At 53.6% G+C, this 14,845-nt stretch carries 17 protein-coding genes and 1 pseudogene; 8 read left to right on the top strand and 10 right to left on the bottom strand.

Annotated elements, in window-relative coordinates; genetic code table 11:
• Positions 1–5: 5 nt before the first annotated feature.
• Entirely contained in the window at positions 6–164 is a 159-nt protein-coding gene (locus tag ACT3T7_RS13795) for a hypothetical protein (RefSeq protein ID WP_444631325.1), read from the bottom strand.
• Between the two features lie 371 nt (positions 165–535).
• Here ACT3T7_RS13795 and ACT3T7_RS13790 point away from each other — a divergent pair, with 371 nt between their 5' ends.
• The 3 genes from ACT3T7_RS13790 to ACT3T7_RS13780 all read left to right on the top strand — a co-directional run bounded on the left by ACT3T7_RS13790 (position 536) and on the right by ACT3T7_RS13780 (position 2,316).
• Positions 536–865 carry a DUF1820 family protein gene (locus ACT3T7_RS13790; protein WP_018916745.1) on the top strand — a complete coding sequence of 110 codons (330 nt, stop codon included), beginning with the start codon at positions 536–538 and terminating at the stop codon, positions 863–865.
• Between the two features lie 81 nt (positions 866–946).
• Complete coding sequence (locus tag ACT3T7_RS13785; protein WP_444631324.1) at positions 947–1,576, top strand: TIGR04211 family SH3 domain-containing protein; 630 nt, start codon at positions 947–949, stop codon at positions 1,574–1,576.
• 107 nt (positions 1,577–1,683) lie between these two features.
• The gene (locus tag ACT3T7_RS13780; protein ID WP_444631323.1) at positions 1,684–2,316 is read left to right on the top strand and encodes a thiopurine S-methyltransferase; all 633 of its coding nucleotides are present in this window, start codon (positions 1,684–1,686) and stop codon (positions 2,314–2,316) included.
• 25 nt (positions 2,317–2,341) lie between these two features.
• Here ACT3T7_RS13780 and ACT3T7_RS13775 read toward each other — a convergent pair whose 3' ends face one another.
• From ACT3T7_RS13775 to cysP, 5 genes are all read right to left on the bottom strand, one after another.
• Complete coding sequence (locus ACT3T7_RS13775; RefSeq protein WP_444631322.1) at positions 2,342–2,935, bottom strand: YajG family lipoprotein; 594 nt, start codon at positions 2,933–2,935, stop codon at positions 2,342–2,344.
• 161 nt (positions 2,936–3,096) lie between these two features.
• Positions 3,097–4,191: a sulfate/molybdate ABC transporter ATP-binding protein gene (locus ACT3T7_RS13770; protein ID WP_193054950.1), complete on the bottom strand. Its 1,095-nt coding sequence runs from the start codon at positions 4,189–4,191 to the stop codon at positions 3,097–3,099.
• Positions 4,188–5,015 carry a sulfate ABC transporter permease subunit CysW gene (cysW, locus tag ACT3T7_RS13765; protein ID WP_172117102.1) on the bottom strand — a complete coding sequence of 276 codons (828 nt, stop codon included), beginning with the start codon at positions 5,013–5,015 and terminating at the stop codon, positions 4,188–4,190. The genes ACT3T7_RS13770 and cysW overlap by 4 nt, the downstream gene beginning before the upstream one ends.
• Positions 5,015–5,869 carry a sulfate ABC transporter permease subunit CysT gene (gene cysT, locus ACT3T7_RS13760; RefSeq protein ID WP_087106725.1) on the bottom strand — a complete coding sequence of 285 codons (855 nt, stop codon included), beginning with the start codon at positions 5,867–5,869 and terminating at the stop codon, positions 5,015–5,017. Before cysT ends, cysW begins: the two co-directional genes overlap by 1 nt.
• A 27-nt stretch (positions 5,870–5,896) precedes the next feature.
• A complete protein-coding gene (gene cysP, locus ACT3T7_RS13755) occupies positions 5,897–6,907 on the bottom strand; it encodes a thiosulfate ABC transporter substrate-binding protein CysP (protein WP_441678800.1) in 1,011 nt (336 codons plus the stop codon).
• Positions 6,908–7,194: 287 nt separating this feature from the next.
• Here cysP and rpe point away from each other — a divergent pair, with 287 nt between their 5' ends.
• Complete coding sequence (rpe, locus tag ACT3T7_RS13750; protein ID WP_172117100.1) at positions 7,195–7,890, top strand: ribulose-phosphate 3-epimerase; 696 nt, start codon at positions 7,195–7,197, stop codon at positions 7,888–7,890.
• Positions 7,891–7,895: 5 nt separating this feature from the next.
• On the opposite strand, the gene ACT3T7_RS13745 is transcribed toward rpe, so the two are convergent.
• Positions 7,896–9,194: an NAD(P)/FAD-dependent oxidoreductase gene (locus ACT3T7_RS13745; RefSeq protein ID WP_444631321.1), complete on the bottom strand. Its 1,299-nt coding sequence runs from the start codon at positions 9,192–9,194 to the stop codon at positions 7,896–7,898.
• Positions 9,195–9,367: 173 nt separating this feature from the next.
• Here ACT3T7_RS13745 and ACT3T7_RS13740 point away from each other — a divergent pair, with 173 nt between their 5' ends.
• Positions 9,368–10,036 carry a phosphoglycolate phosphatase gene (locus tag ACT3T7_RS13740; RefSeq protein WP_444631320.1) on the top strand — a complete coding sequence of 223 codons (669 nt, stop codon included), beginning with the start codon at positions 9,368–9,370 and terminating at the stop codon, positions 10,034–10,036.
• Between the two features lie 25 nt (positions 10,037–10,061).
• On the opposite strand, the gene ACT3T7_RS13735 is transcribed toward ACT3T7_RS13740, so the two are convergent.
• Positions 10,062–10,976, bottom strand: a complete 915-nt coding sequence (locus tag ACT3T7_RS13735) for a metal ABC transporter solute-binding protein, Zn/Mn family (RefSeq protein WP_444631319.1) — start codon at positions 10,974–10,976, stop codon at positions 10,062–10,064.
• Between the two features lie 461 nt (positions 10,977–11,437).
• A complete protein-coding gene (locus ACT3T7_RS13730) occupies positions 11,438–11,635 on the bottom strand; it encodes a hypothetical protein (RefSeq protein ID WP_444631318.1) in 198 nt (65 codons plus the stop codon).
• A gap of 264 nt (positions 11,636–11,899) precedes the next feature.
• On the opposite strand from ACT3T7_RS13730, the gene ACT3T7_RS13725 reads away from it, so the two are divergent.
• Genes ACT3T7_RS13725 through trpC form a run of 3 tightly spaced genes read left to right on the top strand, consistent with a single transcriptional unit; the run spans position 11,900 to position 14,359 of the window.
• Positions 11,900–12,490, top strand: coding sequence for an anthranilate synthase component II (locus ACT3T7_RS13725; RefSeq protein WP_444631317.1), 591 nt, complete (start codon positions 11,900–11,902; stop codon positions 12,488–12,490).
• A 36-nt stretch (positions 12,491–12,526) separates the two neighbouring features.
• Positions 12,527–13,546 carry an anthranilate phosphoribosyltransferase gene (gene trpD / locus ACT3T7_RS13720; RefSeq protein WP_172117095.1) on the top strand — a complete coding sequence of 340 codons (1,020 nt, stop codon included), beginning with the start codon at positions 12,527–12,529 and terminating at the stop codon, positions 13,544–13,546.
• Positions 13,547–13,555: 9 nt separating this feature from the next.
• Complete coding sequence (gene trpC, locus ACT3T7_RS13715) at positions 13,556–14,359, top strand: indole-3-glycerol phosphate synthase TrpC (protein WP_172117094.1); 804 nt, start codon at positions 13,556–13,558, stop codon at positions 14,357–14,359.
• On the opposite strand, the pseudogene ACT3T7_RS13710 reads toward trpC, so the two are convergent.
• Positions 14,356–14,845 (bottom strand): annotated as a pseudogene (locus ACT3T7_RS13710) (FAD-binding oxidoreductase); the annotation flags it as partial. The gene trpC and the pseudogene ACT3T7_RS13710 sit on opposite strands and share 4 nt — an antisense overlap.

Raw genomic sequence — 14,845 nt, 5'->3', positions numbered from 1 at the left:
CGTGGCTATAACGGGTTAAGTGGCGAGTGAGACCCTTCAAGGGCCTGTAACTCGGTATCTGGCAAGCGAGAGGCTCCCCAACTGCGATATAAAGACTGTTTGACGCTATCAAGCTCGTCTTCGTTACCTGTGGTACTCACAATAGCGCCATTATGAGGCGTCACAATGACTCCTTGTCCCGGTGGTCACGGGGATTATACATAGAAGTCGAGGTCTTTCTGTCGTTTTAGAAGGTCACGCAGGGTATGGGCATCATCGCCTTTAAAATAAATCAGCCCCAGTGGATGCCAAAGGCGGCCTGCTTTATCGTGGGTCTCTTCTTTTGCATGACCGTTACTCCTGTAGGGCGAGAGTATTCCCGTTCGCTCTCTTCACCCTACACGACGCCCGCTATATCGGCTAATGAGTAGATCGTAGAGTGGGCAGTTAGCGTTTATTAACGCATTGAGTCAGGTCAGCTAAGGCTCTGCTGATAGGGTTATGGTACGCTAGGCCGGAAAATTTTATGTTCATAGGGCAAGAGGGATAGGCCAAAATGGCGGCCAAGCCGATTTATCGAGTAGTGGTTCACCAACAGGGTGAAATTTGGGATTTATACGTTCGAGAAATATTTCAAAGCGAACTCTGGGGCTTTATTGAAGTCGAGGAGTTTGTCTTTGACGACGCGTCACGGGTAGTTGTTGATCCTGCAACTGAAAAATTGCAGCGAACCTTCGAGGGTGTCAAACGTAGCTACCTGCCTCTTAATGCGATTGTGCGTATTGATGAGGTGGAGCGTGAAGGCCCTTTGAAGGCAGTAAAAAGCGATGCCCGCGTTGCTGAGTTTCCTCGTCCCTTCCCCCTACCACCACGTAGCGAAGGATAAGCGCTCAAGACAGGCGCGACGCTGTAAGCGCTGGTGGCCTCGTCCGCTATGCAGCGTTTTTTTTAATCAGGACATGACGTTATGCAAGCAGATAAATTTCGTTTCTCTTATATCGCGGCCGGTGTTTTATTAAGTGTGGCCAGCGCACAAGCAATGGCACAAACCGACGGTCAAGCGTGGGTGAGCGATGAGTTGAGCACTTACGTGCGCAGCGGGCCTACGGATGGATACCGCATTATTGGCACGTTAAATGCCGGTGAGCAGGTAGAGGTACTGGAAGAGAGCGGTGATTACACCCGGGTGCGCGGCCAAAGCGGCGACACCGTGTGGGTATTGACGAGCGAAATCCAGGAAACGCCTAGTGCTCGCGAGCAGTTGCCGGTGCTCCAGGCCCGGGTCGATGAGCTCACCGCAGAGCTTGATGGTATTAACGATACCTGGGAGCAGCGCACCTCCTCGACGACAGAGACGCTTGAACTGCGCGAGCAGCGCATTGCTGACCTTGAAACGCGCAATAACGAGCTTGATAACGAGGCCGAGCAGTCGCGCCAGCAGGTGCGCGCGCTTCAGGCTCGGTTGGATACCCAGGAAGAAGACCTGTTAATGCGCTACTTCATGTATGGCGGCGGTGTGGCGGGTGCCGGGCTGTTAGTGGGGCTTATCGTTCCGCACTTGCCGCGTCGGCGTAAAAAGCGTGATCGCTGGTTCTAGGTTCCGGGTTTTAAGCTTCAGGTTTTAAACTCCAGGTTTTAAGTTCCAGGTTCTCAGCATCAGGACCCGTTTTTTAGGTTCTGGATTCAAGGGTAAAAGGGCGTCTAATGAGCACTTCCTGGCGGCAGCGCTGGCAAGAAGGTCGGATTGGTTTTCATCTGTCTCAGCCGCATCCAGCGCTGCTTGAGTACTGGCCCACATTGGGCGTTGAGCAGGGCACTAAAGTGCTGGTGCCCTTGTGTGGTAAAAGCCTGGACATGCGTTGGCTGGCTGATGCGGGGCATCCGGTGCTAGGCATTGAGTTGGCGCCTGAGGCAATAGCGCAATTCCTGGCCCAACGCCAGACACCTGTATCGCGCTATACCCAAGCAGGGTTTGAAATATCACGTCAAGGTAGTGTGGAACTCTGGTGTGGGGATTTTTTTCATTTGCACATACGCCAAGCTGCCGAAGTAGGCGCGTTTTATGATCGTGCAGCACTGATTGCGTTACCGCCTGCCACGCGCGAGCGCTATGCCTTCCACTTGGCCCAGCTGGTTCCGCCCGGAGCCGCTGGGCTGTTGGTGAGCATAACGCACGAGGATGAGGGTGAGGGCCCACCGTATAGCGTGCCTGACCAGGAAGTGACTCAACTGTTCACACCCAATTTTCGCGTCACGCTGCTTGAGCAAGGAAGCCCCGATGAACGGGGCCGAACGGAGTCTGTCTGGTCATTAGAGCGGCGCGGACCACACAAATAGCGCGTACCAGCGCGCTCAATGTATATCAGCGGGCGAGTAGCTGACCAAGCTCTGGGTCGTTGAAGGCCCGGTTAAGGCCGTCGCTGAGCAGGTCATTCAGCATACGTGTATTAGCATCTTCACCCGGCCTAACGGCATAGCCTTGTGTGCGGCGCGAGGTGTAGGTGCCGGTATACGTGGTGCCTTTATTCTGGGCGATGGCCCGGAAAACGCCCTCAATACGCGCCTCGTCTACCAAAGGCTGACCGCTGTCGCCACGCCCATACTGTAGGCTAACAAGCTCCAGGGTAAGGGTAGGTCGGCCTTGGGCCTGCTCGGTAGTGGGGTTAAAGCCCATATCGTGAACCGCGCGCTCGGCTTCTGCTTGCAGTTGGGGAATCAGTTCATGGCTGCTAACGGTAATCTGAGCCGTTGACATGCTGCCGCCAGCCCTTGTACCAATAACCTCGCTTTCTCGAGCATCAACGGCGACGACCGTGACGTGTTGGCCTGACCCGGTTTGCGGCACGTTCGTACTACGCTCCGGACTAAGCTGAAGGTATTGAGGCCCTGAGCAGCCTGCTAGCCAGAGGCCTGCCAACAGCACTCCTGAAAGACGTAAAAAATGGCGCCGAAGCATATTTTATTCCCCGCAGTAACGGTTTGTTCTAATAACCTGTTTCAGATAATTTGTTTCAAAGCGTTTGTTTCAAAGAGCTGGTTTCACAGAGCTCTTTGAATAACTATGCCGCTGTTATGCGCAAAACGCCAGCAGGATCAAGGGTGGGCGCTGTTGGCTAGTTAAGCGGCTCGTGCCTGTTTTGCTGAGTCCGTTACCCCGTCTTTAAACCGGTGCCACTGGCGCGGGTGGGCATAAAGGCGTTGCCCGCGCTTCATCGCTAAACGTTCAAAATCCGCATGACGCACGGTCGCAAGCCAGGGCTTCTCCAGCCAGTCAGCTTCCAGCTCAACACGCACTTCGGCACCTACGGGGGAGATCGCCGTTATCACTACCGGTAGATGGCAGGTGTCGCTGGGCTGTTCTGCCAGGCGTACCTCGTGAGGGCGCAAAAGCAGTTCTTCGCTACCTTCGGGTAGGTCAACGTGCAAATAGGCATCGCCGCAGGTCAAAATGCCATTACGAACGCTGCCTTCCAAGTGGTTGACGTCACCCAAAAACTCAAAGACAAAGCGATTTTTTGGCGAATGATAGAGTGTGTCCGGAGCATCAATTTGCTCAATGCGCCCGTTGCTCATCACCACGACTCGGTCGGAAAGCTCCAGCGCTTCTTCCTGGTCATGGGTAACAAAAACGCTGGTAAAGTTCAGCTCGCTGTGTAGGCGACGAAGCCAGCGGCGCAAGTCCTGGCGTACCTTGGCATCCAGCGCGCCAAACGGCTCATCAAGTAGCAGTACGTCGGGTTTTACCGCTAACGCACGGGCGAGAGAAACACGCTGCTGCTGGCCGCCTGAAAGCTGGGCGGGGTAACGCTTGGCCAGGTGTTCAAGCTGAACCATTTCAAGCAGGCGAAACACGCGTGCGCGAATTTCACCGCTGGAAGGGCGCTCTTTTTTGGCCATCACCGTCAAGCCAAACGCGACGTTATCGTAAACGCTCATATGACGAAACAGCGCATAGTGCTGAAATACGAAGCCGATACGCCGGTCGCGCACATGCACATTTGTGACATCGCGTTCACCGAACATGATCCTGGCCGACTGGGTAGCGTGGTCAGCACTTTCAAGGCCAGCAATAATCCGCAAAAGCGTGGTCTTGCCCGACCCCGAGGGCCCCAGAAGGCCGACTAATTCGCCCTCATGGATATCCAGATTGACAGGTTCAAGGGCCTGCGTGTTGCCAAAGTGTTTTGCAATATTTTCTAAGCGAATGCTCATAAGAGCGCCTCCCGGCGCGATGCGCGCCATTCCAGGCTAGCCTTGGCCGCCAGGGTAAGCAGGGCAATCAGTGCTAACAGTGCCGCGCATGCAAATGCACCAACCGCATTGTAGTCCTGGTAAAGCTGTTCAAGGTGAAGAGGAAGTGTATTGGTTTGACCACGTATCGCGCCCGAGACCACCGATACCGCGCCAAATTCACCGACGGCGCGGGCGTTGGTTAAAATAATCCCGTAAAGCAGTGCCCAGCGGATATTCGGCAGTGTGACTCGCCAAAAGGTTACCCACCCTTTGGCTCCTAGCGTGGCGGCTGCCTCTTCCTCACGCGAGCCCTGCGCCTGCATCAGCGGAATCAGCTCGCGGGCAACAAAGGGGCAGGTAACAAACACGGTCACCATCAAAATTCCAGGCCAGGCAAACATCAGCTGAATATCATGGCCATCCAGCCAACTGCCGATCCACCCATTGCGGCCGTAAAGCAGCAGGTAAATAAGCCCGGCAACAACAGGGGAAACGGCAAAGGGGATATCAATCAAGGTTTGCAGAATGCGTCGACCTGGAAAGCTAAACCGCGTAACAAGCCACGCCAGGGCCACGCCAAACACCAGACAGATAGGAATGGTGAGCAGGGCGATGACCAGCGTTAGACCAATCGCATGCAGGGTAAAATAATTGCTTACATTAACCCAGAAAGTCGCAACGCCCTGAGAAAAGGCCTGAGCGAAAATGGCGACAAGCGGCAGCAATAAAAACAGTGCCGAGAGGATTAACGCCGCGCCAATTAACAGACGCTTGACGCCCGGTGCATCACCAATCCTACGCATTATCCCTTACCTCCATGCAGGCGGCGGACAAAACGGCCTTGCCAAATGTTGATGGCAAGCAGCAGCGCGAGCGAAACAAACAGCACCACGGAGGCCACTGCGGAGGCGCCTGCGTAGTCATACTCCTGCAGCTTGACGAAGATCATTAACGCGGTAATTTCCGTTTCGTAGGGCATATTGCCTGCGATAAAGATAATCGCGCCAAATTCGCCAAGCGAGCGCACAAATGCAAGGCCTGTTCCTGTCACCAGAGCGGGCCATAAGTGCGGCATGATCACCCGGCGAAAGGCCACCCAGTCGGTTGCGCCCAGTGACATGGCGGCTTCGTCAACCTCAGCGGGTAAGTCTTCCAGTACGGGCTGCACGGTGCGTACCACAAACGGGATACTGGTAAATGCCATGGCCAGCGCGATACCGACCCAGGTGTAGGCCACTTGAAGCCCCAAAGGCTCAAGCAGGCGCCCCATCCAGCCACTGCTGGCATAGAGAGTGGCCAGCGTAATGCCTGCTACCGCTGTGGGGAGAGCAAACGGTAGGTCCATTAAAGCATCCAGCAGCCGCTTGCCGGGAAACTCGTAGCGCACCAATACCCAAGCGAGTAGTAGGCCGAAGACCGCATTAATTAACGCCGCCACCGCCGCTGCGCCCATGGTGACCATATAGCTTGCGACCACTCGGCCTTCGGTAATAATTGACCAGTATTGGGCAAGGCTTAGCTCGGCAAGCTGCCCGAAAAGCCCAGTGATAGGTAGTACCAGCACCAGCGAGATAAACAGCACGCTGATACCCATTGAAAGGCCAAAACCCGGCAGCACTCGCGTGCTGCCGGTTAGTCGTAAAGCGCGTTGATTCATAATGTTTTGATAACGACTGACGTCCTGTTAACGGCGCTGTAGTTGATCGAGCAGCGCGCCACCCTCGAAGTGTGTTTCCATTACTTCGTCCCAGCTACCAAATACGTCTTCTACGCTGAACAGCTCAGTTTCCGGGAAGTGGTCGGAAAACTCTTCAACCACGGTTTCGTTATGTACGCGATAGTTAAAGTTCGCCAGCTGTCGCTGGGCATCTTCAGTGTAGAGATACTCAAGGTATCCCTGCGCTAAATCGGTATTGCCGTTGCGCTCAGCATTTTCAGTAACGACCGCGACGGGGAATTCGGCTAAAACGCTCATGGGAGGAACGACCACTTCGTAGTCGTCGCTGCCATACTCCTGGCGAATGTTATTCACTTCGGATTCAAAACTGATCAGCACATCACCGATACCGCGCTCTATAAAGCTGGTGGTCGCGCCGCGGCCACCAGTGTCAAAAACGGCTACATTGCCCAAGAACGTGCGCATAAAGTCTTGGATCTGCTCTTCATCACCGTCAAATTCCTTATCGGCGAATCCCCATGCCGCTAAATAGGTGTAGCGCGCATTACCGGACGTTTTGGGGTTAGGGAAGACGACTTGAACATCTTCTTTTACCAGGTCATCCCAGTTTTCAATGCCTTTGGGATTGTCCTTGCGAACCAGAAAGGCCGTCGTGGAGTAGTAAGGCGATGCATTGTTATCCAACGCGCTCTGCCAATCCTCATTCGCCAAGCCAGCATCCGCTAGTACCTGAACGTCGGTTACCTGGTTAAATGTGACGACGTCTGCTCGCAGACCCTGCAGGATGGCACGCGCCTGAGCAGAAGAGCCGCCGTGGGACTGATTAACGCTGATTTGTTCGTCATTCTGTTCTTGCCACCAAGCGATAAACTCAGGGTTGATCGCGCTAAATAGCTCGCGCCCAATATCGTAGGAGGAATTAAGCATTTCGCGCTCTTGCGCCATGGCAGGGCTAGCGATGCTAGCGCCTAGCGTAATGGCAAGCAGGCTGCGACGGAAAAAGAGTGGCAGAGACATGGCTAGCTCCTTCTTAAAGCGGTAAACGATATAGATCGCAATTGGCATAAGATTAAACCTGACATTGTGGAATTACAATTGCGATTGTTATTCTTTTTGGAAATAACGGTGTGCCTGATTGATAAAGGGGGCAGGCACATGGTTGGAAATGATTAACTGTAATGGGTAGCCAAAACCGCGTCGTTTTTTCAATTGCTCTGTTAAAATGCCCGTTTTCCAAGGGCATCACCAGGTTGTCGCTGCGCCACCTGGTGATCCCTCATTTCAATGGCTAGTCAGGAGTGCCCATGACCGCTGCGCATGATTTTTTAATTGCCCCTTCTATTCTCTCCGCTGATTTTGCACGACTAGGGGAGGAAGTGGATAACGTGCTGGCCGCGGGCGCTGATATTGTCCACTTTGATGTAATGGACAACCATTACGTGCCGAACCTGACGATTGGTCCCATGGTATGTAAAGCATTGCGACATCATGGTGTAACGGCGCCTATTGATGTCCATTTGATGGTGAAGCCGGTTGATCGCATGATTAGCGATTTTATTGAGGCAGGGGCCAGTTATATTACGTTTCACCCGGAAGCATCTGAGCATGTCGATCGCTCGCTTCAGTTGATTCGTGATGGTGGCTGCAAGGCAGGGCTGGTATTTAATCCGGCAACGCCGCTCTCTTATCTTGACTATGTGATGGATAAGGTCGATATGGTGCTTCTAATGAGCGTTAACCCAGGGTTTGGTGGCCAGTCGTTTATTCCTGGCACACTGGATAAACTGCGCGAGGCGCGTGCTCGTATTGATGCATCCGGTAAAGCGATTCGTTTGGAAATTGACGGCGGCGTAAAAGCCGACAATATTGCCGAGATCGCAGCGGCAGGGGCGGATACCTTTGTGGCGGGCTCCGCTATTTTTAACGCGCATCAGGCCAGCGACCCACACGGCTATGACTCGGTTATCAAGAAAATGCGTGCGGCGCTGGCCAAGGTTTAAGACGCTTAATGTAGCTTCATGCGAGGCCTGAGGTAGCGGTTAATCTTATCGACTAGCCACGTAAGCCCGGTTTTCGGGACGCCATGGATCGACACTTGATGCATGCGATAAAGCGATGCGTAGCACTGGCGAGCAAACCAGCCTTCTAAAAAGAGGCCGCGCGACGCTGAGCTGCGCATCAGATTACCCACCGCGTCGTAGCGTGCCAGCGAAACAAGCGAGCCGTGGTCGCGGTAGTGAAATTCGTTAAGTGCTTTGCCTTCCAGCAAATGGTTGATATTTTTGGCTAGCAGTTTCGCCTGCTGATGAGCCGCTTGAGCGCGTGGAGGTACGGTGCCATCTTCACCCTGCGGGCAGCTGGCGCAATCGCCCAAGGCAAAAATGCTGGGGTCATCAACACTCTGCAGTGTTTTTTCAACGTTAATCTGATTTTTCTTGTTGGTTGAAAGCCCCAGTTTGGTTAAAAACTCGGGGGCTTTAATGCCTGCCGCCCATACGTTTAAGTCGGTTTCAATGGTGTCGCCGTCGGCTGTAATGAGTTGGTTGGCGTGGGCTTCTTTAATCGCCGTGCCGATATGCACCGTTACGCCCATTTTCTCCAGTTCTTGTTGCACGGTCTGGCTAATACGTTTGGAAAGGCCAGGCAGTAGTCGAGGGGCCGCTTCAAGGATATGCACGCTAATTTGCTGATGGTCCAGCGCAGTTACCCCATAAGCGTTAAGTAAGCGCGAAGCGTCGAAAAGCTCGGCGGCAAGCTCAACCCCTGTGGCGCCTCCGCCCACAATGCCGATGGTCAGCACGGTATGCTGACGTAATGAGGGGTCGGTATAGCGCAAAAACGTATTGATCATCTCCCGTTGAAACAGCTTGGCCTGCTGGGGAGAGTCGATGAAGTGGCAGTGCTCGGCCACTCCTTGAGTGCCAAAGTCGTTGGAAACGCTGCCCAAGGCGAGCACCAGGAAGTCGTATTTTAGCGCGCGCTCGGGAAGCACTTCATTGCCGTCTTCATCATAAATAGGCGATAAATGTAGTACTTTCTGTTCGCGATCCAGGCCATGCAGTGAGCCGCGTTGGTAGCGGTAGAAATGCGCAGATGAATGCCCGCGATAATCCACCTCATCCATGCTGGAGTTTAAAACCCCCGTCGCTAACTCATGAAGCAGTGGTTTCCATACATGGGTTGCATTGCGGTCAAGCAATACAATTTCAGCGCGCTTGCGTTTTCCTAACGTATGCCCTAACCGAGTCGCAAGCGCTAAACCGCCTGCGCCGCCACCGACAATAACAATCCTGGGTATGGCCATTGGTTTCTCCTTGGCTAATCTGGCTTTAGCATAGAAGCTTCTCTCTCTTCTGACTAATGCGCTAGCGCCATGGACGCAGTAAGATGCTGAGCAATTTGGCAGGTTAAGACATTGAAAATGGTAGGCGTGTCATTGCCAATGCCTACATAAGTCAGCGTTAAGGGAGCAGGGCAGTGCACTCAATACTCACGGGAAAACGATTAGTCGCGTTCGATTTAGACGGCACGCTGGTTGATTCCGTACCTGACTTGGCCGTTGCGGTGCAGAAAATGTTAGGCGAGCTTAATTTGCCCACACCTGACGGTATTCAGGTGCGCGACTGGGTGGGCAATGGTGCGCCGATCCTGGTGGAGCGTGCACTTACCTGGGCGTTGGGCCGGTCTCCTGAGGAAGCGCTTCAAGCGCGCGCCTTTGATGCTTTTATGGCGTATTACGGTGCGGCACCGAATGCGTTAACGACGCTCTATCCCGGTGTAAAAACAGCACTTGAAGCGCTGCATGGCGCGGGCTTTACGCTGGTGCTCATCACCAATAAGCCAGAGCGGTTTATTGTGCCCATTCTTGATCACTTCGGGATTCGTCAATGGTTTACGCTATGGGTAGGAGGAGACACCTTGACGGAGAAGAAGCCTTCCCCCTTACCCCTTTTACATGCCGCGCAGGCGCGCCAGTTTTTGCCAAGTGAGTGCCTAATGGTCGGCGATTCTCGTCATGATATTGCCGCGGGCAAGGCAGCCGGGTTTGCCACCCTCGCACTGCCTTATGGCTATAACCATGGCGATCCTATTGAACTCAGCCAGCCTGATTGTGTGATGACGTCGCTGCTGGCGCTTGTCACTTAAGATTGACTGACTGGCTGCAAAAAGGCTATTCCGGGCGAGCGCCACCTAATGCACCATGAATAAGCTCGGCGTTATAGTGCAGCATGGCGGGGTAGTCATCGGCTTGATCGTCTTGTGAGCTAAATGAGTCAACATAGAGCGGGCCAGCCAGTGAGATGCCGGTGGCGCGTGACAACGCATCCATGTGGATACAGGGAACAGTGCTTTCATAAAATAGTGCCGGGGGGCGTGTTTTGGCCAAGCGTTCGTTCATCTCGGCCATTGCCCGGGCGTTACCCTGTGTTTCGTTATTCAGCCCCCAAATAGCGTCGTACTCAAAACCATAGGCGTGCGCAAAGTAGCTAAATCCGGCCTCGCTGGTCACCAGGGAGCGGTTCGTTTTGGGGATACCTTCCAAGCGCTCGTTGATGGCCTGGTCTAACGTATCCAGCGCGCGATAGGTGTCCTCCGCACGGGCATAAAACGCCCCCGCTTTTTCGGGGTAGTGCTCGGCCAGCGTTTCAGCAATCACCTTGATGTAGGCGGCCGCACCTTTCGGATCCATCCACATATGCGGGTCATTTGTGCCTTGATACTGCCCTGTAATAATAGGGAGCGGCGCAAAGTCAGCGTTTTCAGCCACGGCCTTTAGGGTAAGCGAATCATTTGCGATGGCCTCTACATGGCGTAGCCAAGGCTCTAGCCCAAAGCCGTTATAAAACATGATGTCGGCTTCTTCGATGGACAGCACATTGGGCGGCGTCAGTTCCCACGTATGGACATCCTCACCGGGGGGAACGATAACGTTTACGTCAATATCTTCGCCGGCAATGCGCTTGACCAGGTCTTCAAGTATGGAAAAAGAAGCGATAACGTTGAGTGTCGAAGCGCCTGCTAGCGGTGACACACTTACCAAAATTCCTAGCAAGAGCGTGCTTACCCAGCTCACTTGCTTTTGCATTTCACGCTCCCACTCGTTTGAAGGCTCAAGATAATAAAGACTGCTACGCTCTGTGGCTAGTTCCTCCCGGCTAAAAAAAATGGATATAAGTTGTTGTTCTTTTTGGTGTATGCATTGTGCAAACGCAATGTCGCTAGCGGTGCGGCTGTCTTTAGATAACTAACGTTAAAATAGAGTGCTGGCCAGTGTTACTTGACCATTACAACCGTTTTCGCGCTGTAATAGCAAAATATAGCCTTAACGGCGAAAGTTGCTAACAGTAGCACTTGGGAAGGCTCACTCAGGCCGATAACACCTCTGTTGTCTCCTACGCTACCCGCCAGGAAGCCGAGAGCGAGGCAAAGCGCCTCAATGAAAACTCACTTGGTTAACGGTTGAGGAAATATCGTTTCGTACCCTAACAGAAAGCCCAAAGGCTTGCTGTTAGGGGCTTGTTGTATAAGGTTATACCGTGCCTGGTATTACTTCTTTTTTTTCATAAAGGGGAGAGCCCTGGTCGTGGCGTCAGCGAGCTGCTGATCAAGCGGCGTATGGTCCAGGCTGATAGCGGCTCTCGCTGCGGTATAGGTGCCTTTGTACTGCTTGGCGATCTCGCTATCGGTCATGTGGTCGGGTAGCTGTTCATTTTCTCGAATAACGTCAATGATGGCCTTATCCATGGCGCGCTCCTTTTGATCGCAATTTTGTTGAACATGCTGTTGAGCATATTGTTCAGCGTACTTTTCAGCATGCTTTCCTGCATATTTTCCAGCATAGCCCAGTGCGACGAAAACGTAACTGCGCGCAACTGTCGTGGCGATTAACCTCGTCTGGCGATACAATCCAGCACACTTACGTAAAATCGCTAGCAATGGCATACCTGGCTAATAGTCTGGGTAACGATACGCTGATTGCCATGCAATAATTAAGGTAATCAATAGGCTATGCCGAAAAAAGTCTTGATGTTGGACAATTACGACAGCTTCACTTTTAACATTGTCCAATACTTGAATGAATTGGGTGCAGAGGTGGTAACGCACCGAAACGATGCCATTACCCTTGAACAGATTGAAGCCCTGGCGCCTACGCATCTGGTTATTTCCCCGGGGCCATGCACACCCAACGAATCGGGGGTTTCAATGGCCGCTATTCGTCACTTTGCCGGTAAACTGCCTATATTGGGTGTTTGTTTGGGGCATCAGGCGATTGGTCAGGTATACGGTGCTCGGGTGGTCCGTGCACCCCAGGTGATGCATGGTAAAACATCGGCTGTTTTACATACCCATCAGGGTGTTTTTGACGGGTTGGATAACCCCCTCGAAGTGACCCGCTATCACTCGTTAGTGGTGGAAAGGGAAACGCTCCCCAACTGCCTGGAAATAACGGCCTGGACAACAGACAATGACGTGACGCCTGGTTTGATCATGGGGCTGCGCCATAGCACACTGGATGTAGAAGGGGTGCAGTTTCACCCTGAATCAATACTGACTCGCCAAGGCCATGAGCTATTGGCAAATTTTTTAAAACGTGGCTGATTGCCTGGTTCACACGCTTTAGAGGCTCCTCTGTTCATGCAAATGCGAGATGCAATTAATGCGGTGATACACCGTGAAGACCTCCCTTTTGACGTTATGCATGCCCTGATGCGCCAGATAATGACGGGTGAAGCGTCCGATGCTCAAGTAGGCGGCTTATTGGTCGGGCTTGCCATGAAGGGGGAGAGCGCGGTGGAGATTAGCGCTGCCGCCCAGGTCATGCGCGATTTAATGCGCCGTGTTGAGCTAAACGCTGAGAACGTCGTGGATATCGTAGGTACCGGCGGCGATGGCGCTAATCTATTTAACGTATCCACGGCGTCCAGCTTTGTGGCCGCAGCGGCGGGTGCGCATGTCGCAAAGCACGGTAATCGCAGCGTATCGTCGTCTTCCGGCAGCGCCGATCTTTTTGATATTGCCGGTATTTACCTCGATCTTAAGCCTCAGCAGGTCGCCCGTTGTATTGAGCAGGTGGGGGTTGGCTTTATGTTTGCGCCGAATCACCACCCGGCGATGCGTTACGCCATTGGCCCGCGCCGTGAGATGGGCGTGCGCACGCTCTTCAATATTCTGGGCCCGCTGACTAACCCTGCAGGGGCGCCCAATCAGGTGGTCGGTGTGTACTCGCCAGAACTGGTGCCGCTGATGGCCGAAGTGCTTAAAAAGCTGGGCAGCCGTCATGTCATGGTGGTTCATTCAGAAGATGGTTTGGACGAAATATCGCTGGCAGCTTCTACGCAAGTGGCGGAGCTTAAAGAGGGCGAGATTACTCAGTACACGGTTTCCCCTGAAGCGTTTGGCATTGAGCGCCAGAGCCTGGCAACGCTGAAGGCCGCTAACGCGGAAGATAGCCTGCGGTTGGTAAAGGCGGCATTGAGCGGTGAAGGCCCTGCATCCGACATGGTGGCCTTGAACGCAGGTGCCGCCCTTTACTGTGCGGGTGTGGCTGACAGCCTGAAAGAGGGCGTTCTGATCGCTCAGGACGCTCAGGGGTCTAAACTGCCGCTTGAGAAGCTCAGAGAGCTTTCACACTTCACCAGCGTTTTCAAAGAGTAAGTGACCGCTATGAACCAACAGGCAACACCCACTATTTTGACGCGAATTCTTGCCCGCAAGGATCAGGAAGTCGCCGAGCGCCAGCAGGCGGTATCTGAGACGGATTTGCTCGCGCTTGCCAAGCAGCAGAGTGCTCCGCGCGGGTTCATCAACGCGCTTAATCAGCGTATTGCGGTCGGTGATCCAGCGATTATTGCAGAAGTTAAAAAGGCGTCGCCCTCCAAAGGCGTCATTCGAGAAGAGTTTCATCCGGCGGATATCGCCAAAAGCTACGCTCAAGGCGGTGCGGCCTGCTTGTCCGTACTGACCGATGCGGACTTTTTCCAGGGGCATGAAGACTATTTGATCGTCTCGCGGGACGTCTGCGAGCTGCCGGTTATCCGCAAAGACTTTATTACCCACGGTTACCAGGTCTCTGAAGCACGCGCCATTGGAGCCGACTGTATTTTGCTGATTGTCGCCGCGCTGGATGATGCCAGGCTGCTTGACTTGCATCAGCAGGCCAATCAACTGGGAATGGATGTGTTGGTAGAAGTCCATGATGCCGATGAGCTAACGCGTGCGCTTAAGCTTGATTTGGCGTTGGTAGGCATTAACAACCGTAACCTGCACACGTTCGATACCAGCCTCAACACGACACTGGATTTACTGGCGCATATTCCTGAAAACGTAACCGTTATTACTGAGTCGGGTATCCATACTCAGGCGGATGTTCAGTTAATGCGGGATCACCACGTTAATGGGTTTTTGGTTGGGGAGGCTTTTATGCGCCAAGCCGACCCTGGCCTGGCGCTTAAAAAGCTGTTCTTCTAAGCCTTGTTAATCCCTGGGGGGGCGCCCGCGCTGCGCAAGGCATAAAGCAGGGCTTGCAGCGGGTGGTGAAGCGTTTGTTCTGAAAAACGCTTCACTTGGCTGCGGCACGAATACCCCGTGGCCAGTAGCCTGTCGGTATTTTCCTCTGCCTCGACCTGAGGTTGCCAGGATTGGGCGTAGATGGTTTTGGATGTTTCGGCGTTGCGCGTTTCATGGCCGTAGGTGCCGGACATGCCACAGCAGCCGGTATTGACCAACTCCAACGGCAGGCCAAATGCAGCAAATACTTGCTGCCACGCCTTTGGGCTTCCGGGGGCGTTGGTTTTTTCGGTGCAGTGCGAAAGCAGCTTAAAGCCAGGGGCATTGGGGGATAGCTGTCGGGGTGCCAGGGAGGGCAGTCGGATAGCCAGCCACTCCTGCAGCATCAATACCTCGGGCACGGCGTCGGGTCCCAGCGCTTTCACGTACTCCTGACGGTAGGTCAGC

It is taken from the genome of Halomonas sp. 111 (assembly GCF_052379685.1).
Taxonomy (GTDB): domain Bacteria; phylum Pseudomonadota; class Gammaproteobacteria; order Pseudomonadales; family Halomonadaceae; genus Vreelandella; species Vreelandella citrativorans.
Note: the sequence above shows the minus strand (reverse complement) of the source record. Positions and strands in the feature narration are given on the sequence as shown.

Coding starts and splice junctions, on each gene's coding strand:
- rpe (WP_172117100.1), top strand. CDS start 7,195: ATGACCGCTGCGCATGATTTTTTAATTGCCCCTTCTATTCTCTCCGCT.
- ACT3T7_RS13735 (WP_444631319.1), bottom strand. CDS start 10,976: ATGCAAAAGCAAGTGAGCTGGGTAAGCACGCTCTTGCTAGGAATTTTG.
- ACT3T7_RS13790 (WP_018916745.1), top strand. CDS start 536: ATGGCGGCCAAGCCGATTTATCGAGTAGTGGTTCACCAACAGGGTGAA.
- ACT3T7_RS13725 (WP_444631317.1), top strand. CDS start 11,900: ATGCCGAAAAAAGTCTTGATGTTGGACAATTACGACAGCTTCACTTTT.
- ACT3T7_RS13730 (WP_444631318.1), bottom strand. CDS start 11,635: ATGGATAAGGCCATCATTGACGTTATTCGAGAAAATGAACAGCTACCC.
- trpC (WP_172117094.1), top strand. CDS start 13,556: ATGAACCAACAGGCAACACCCACTATTTTGACGCGAATTCTTGCCCGC.
- ACT3T7_RS13745 (WP_444631321.1), bottom strand. CDS start 9,194: ATGGCCATACCCAGGATTGTTATTGTCGGTGGCGGCGCAGGCGGTTTA.
- ACT3T7_RS13785 (WP_444631324.1), top strand. CDS start 947: ATGCAAGCAGATAAATTTCGTTTCTCTTATATCGCGGCCGGTGTTTTA.
- cysW (WP_172117102.1), bottom strand. CDS start 5,015: ATGCGTAGGATTGGTGATGCACCGGGCGTCAAGCGTCTGTTAATTGGC.
- cysT (WP_087106725.1), bottom strand. CDS start 5,869: ATGAATCAACGCGCTTTACGACTAACCGGCAGCACGCGAGTGCTGCCG.
- cysP (WP_441678800.1), bottom strand. CDS start 6,907: ATGTCTCTGCCACTCTTTTTCCGTCGCAGCCTGCTTGCCATTACGCTA.
- ACT3T7_RS13775 (WP_444631322.1), bottom strand. CDS start 2,935: ATGCTTCGGCGCCATTTTTTACGTCTTTCAGGAGTGCTGTTGGCAGGC.
- ACT3T7_RS13780 (WP_444631323.1), top strand. CDS start 1,684: ATGAGCACTTCCTGGCGGCAGCGCTGGCAAGAAGGTCGGATTGGTTTT.
- trpD (WP_172117095.1), top strand. CDS start 12,527: ATGCAAATGCGAGATGCAATTAATGCGGTGATACACCGTGAAGACCTC.
- ACT3T7_RS13770 (WP_193054950.1), bottom strand. CDS start 4,191: ATGAGCATTCGCTTAGAAAATATTGCAAAACACTTTGGCAACACGCAG.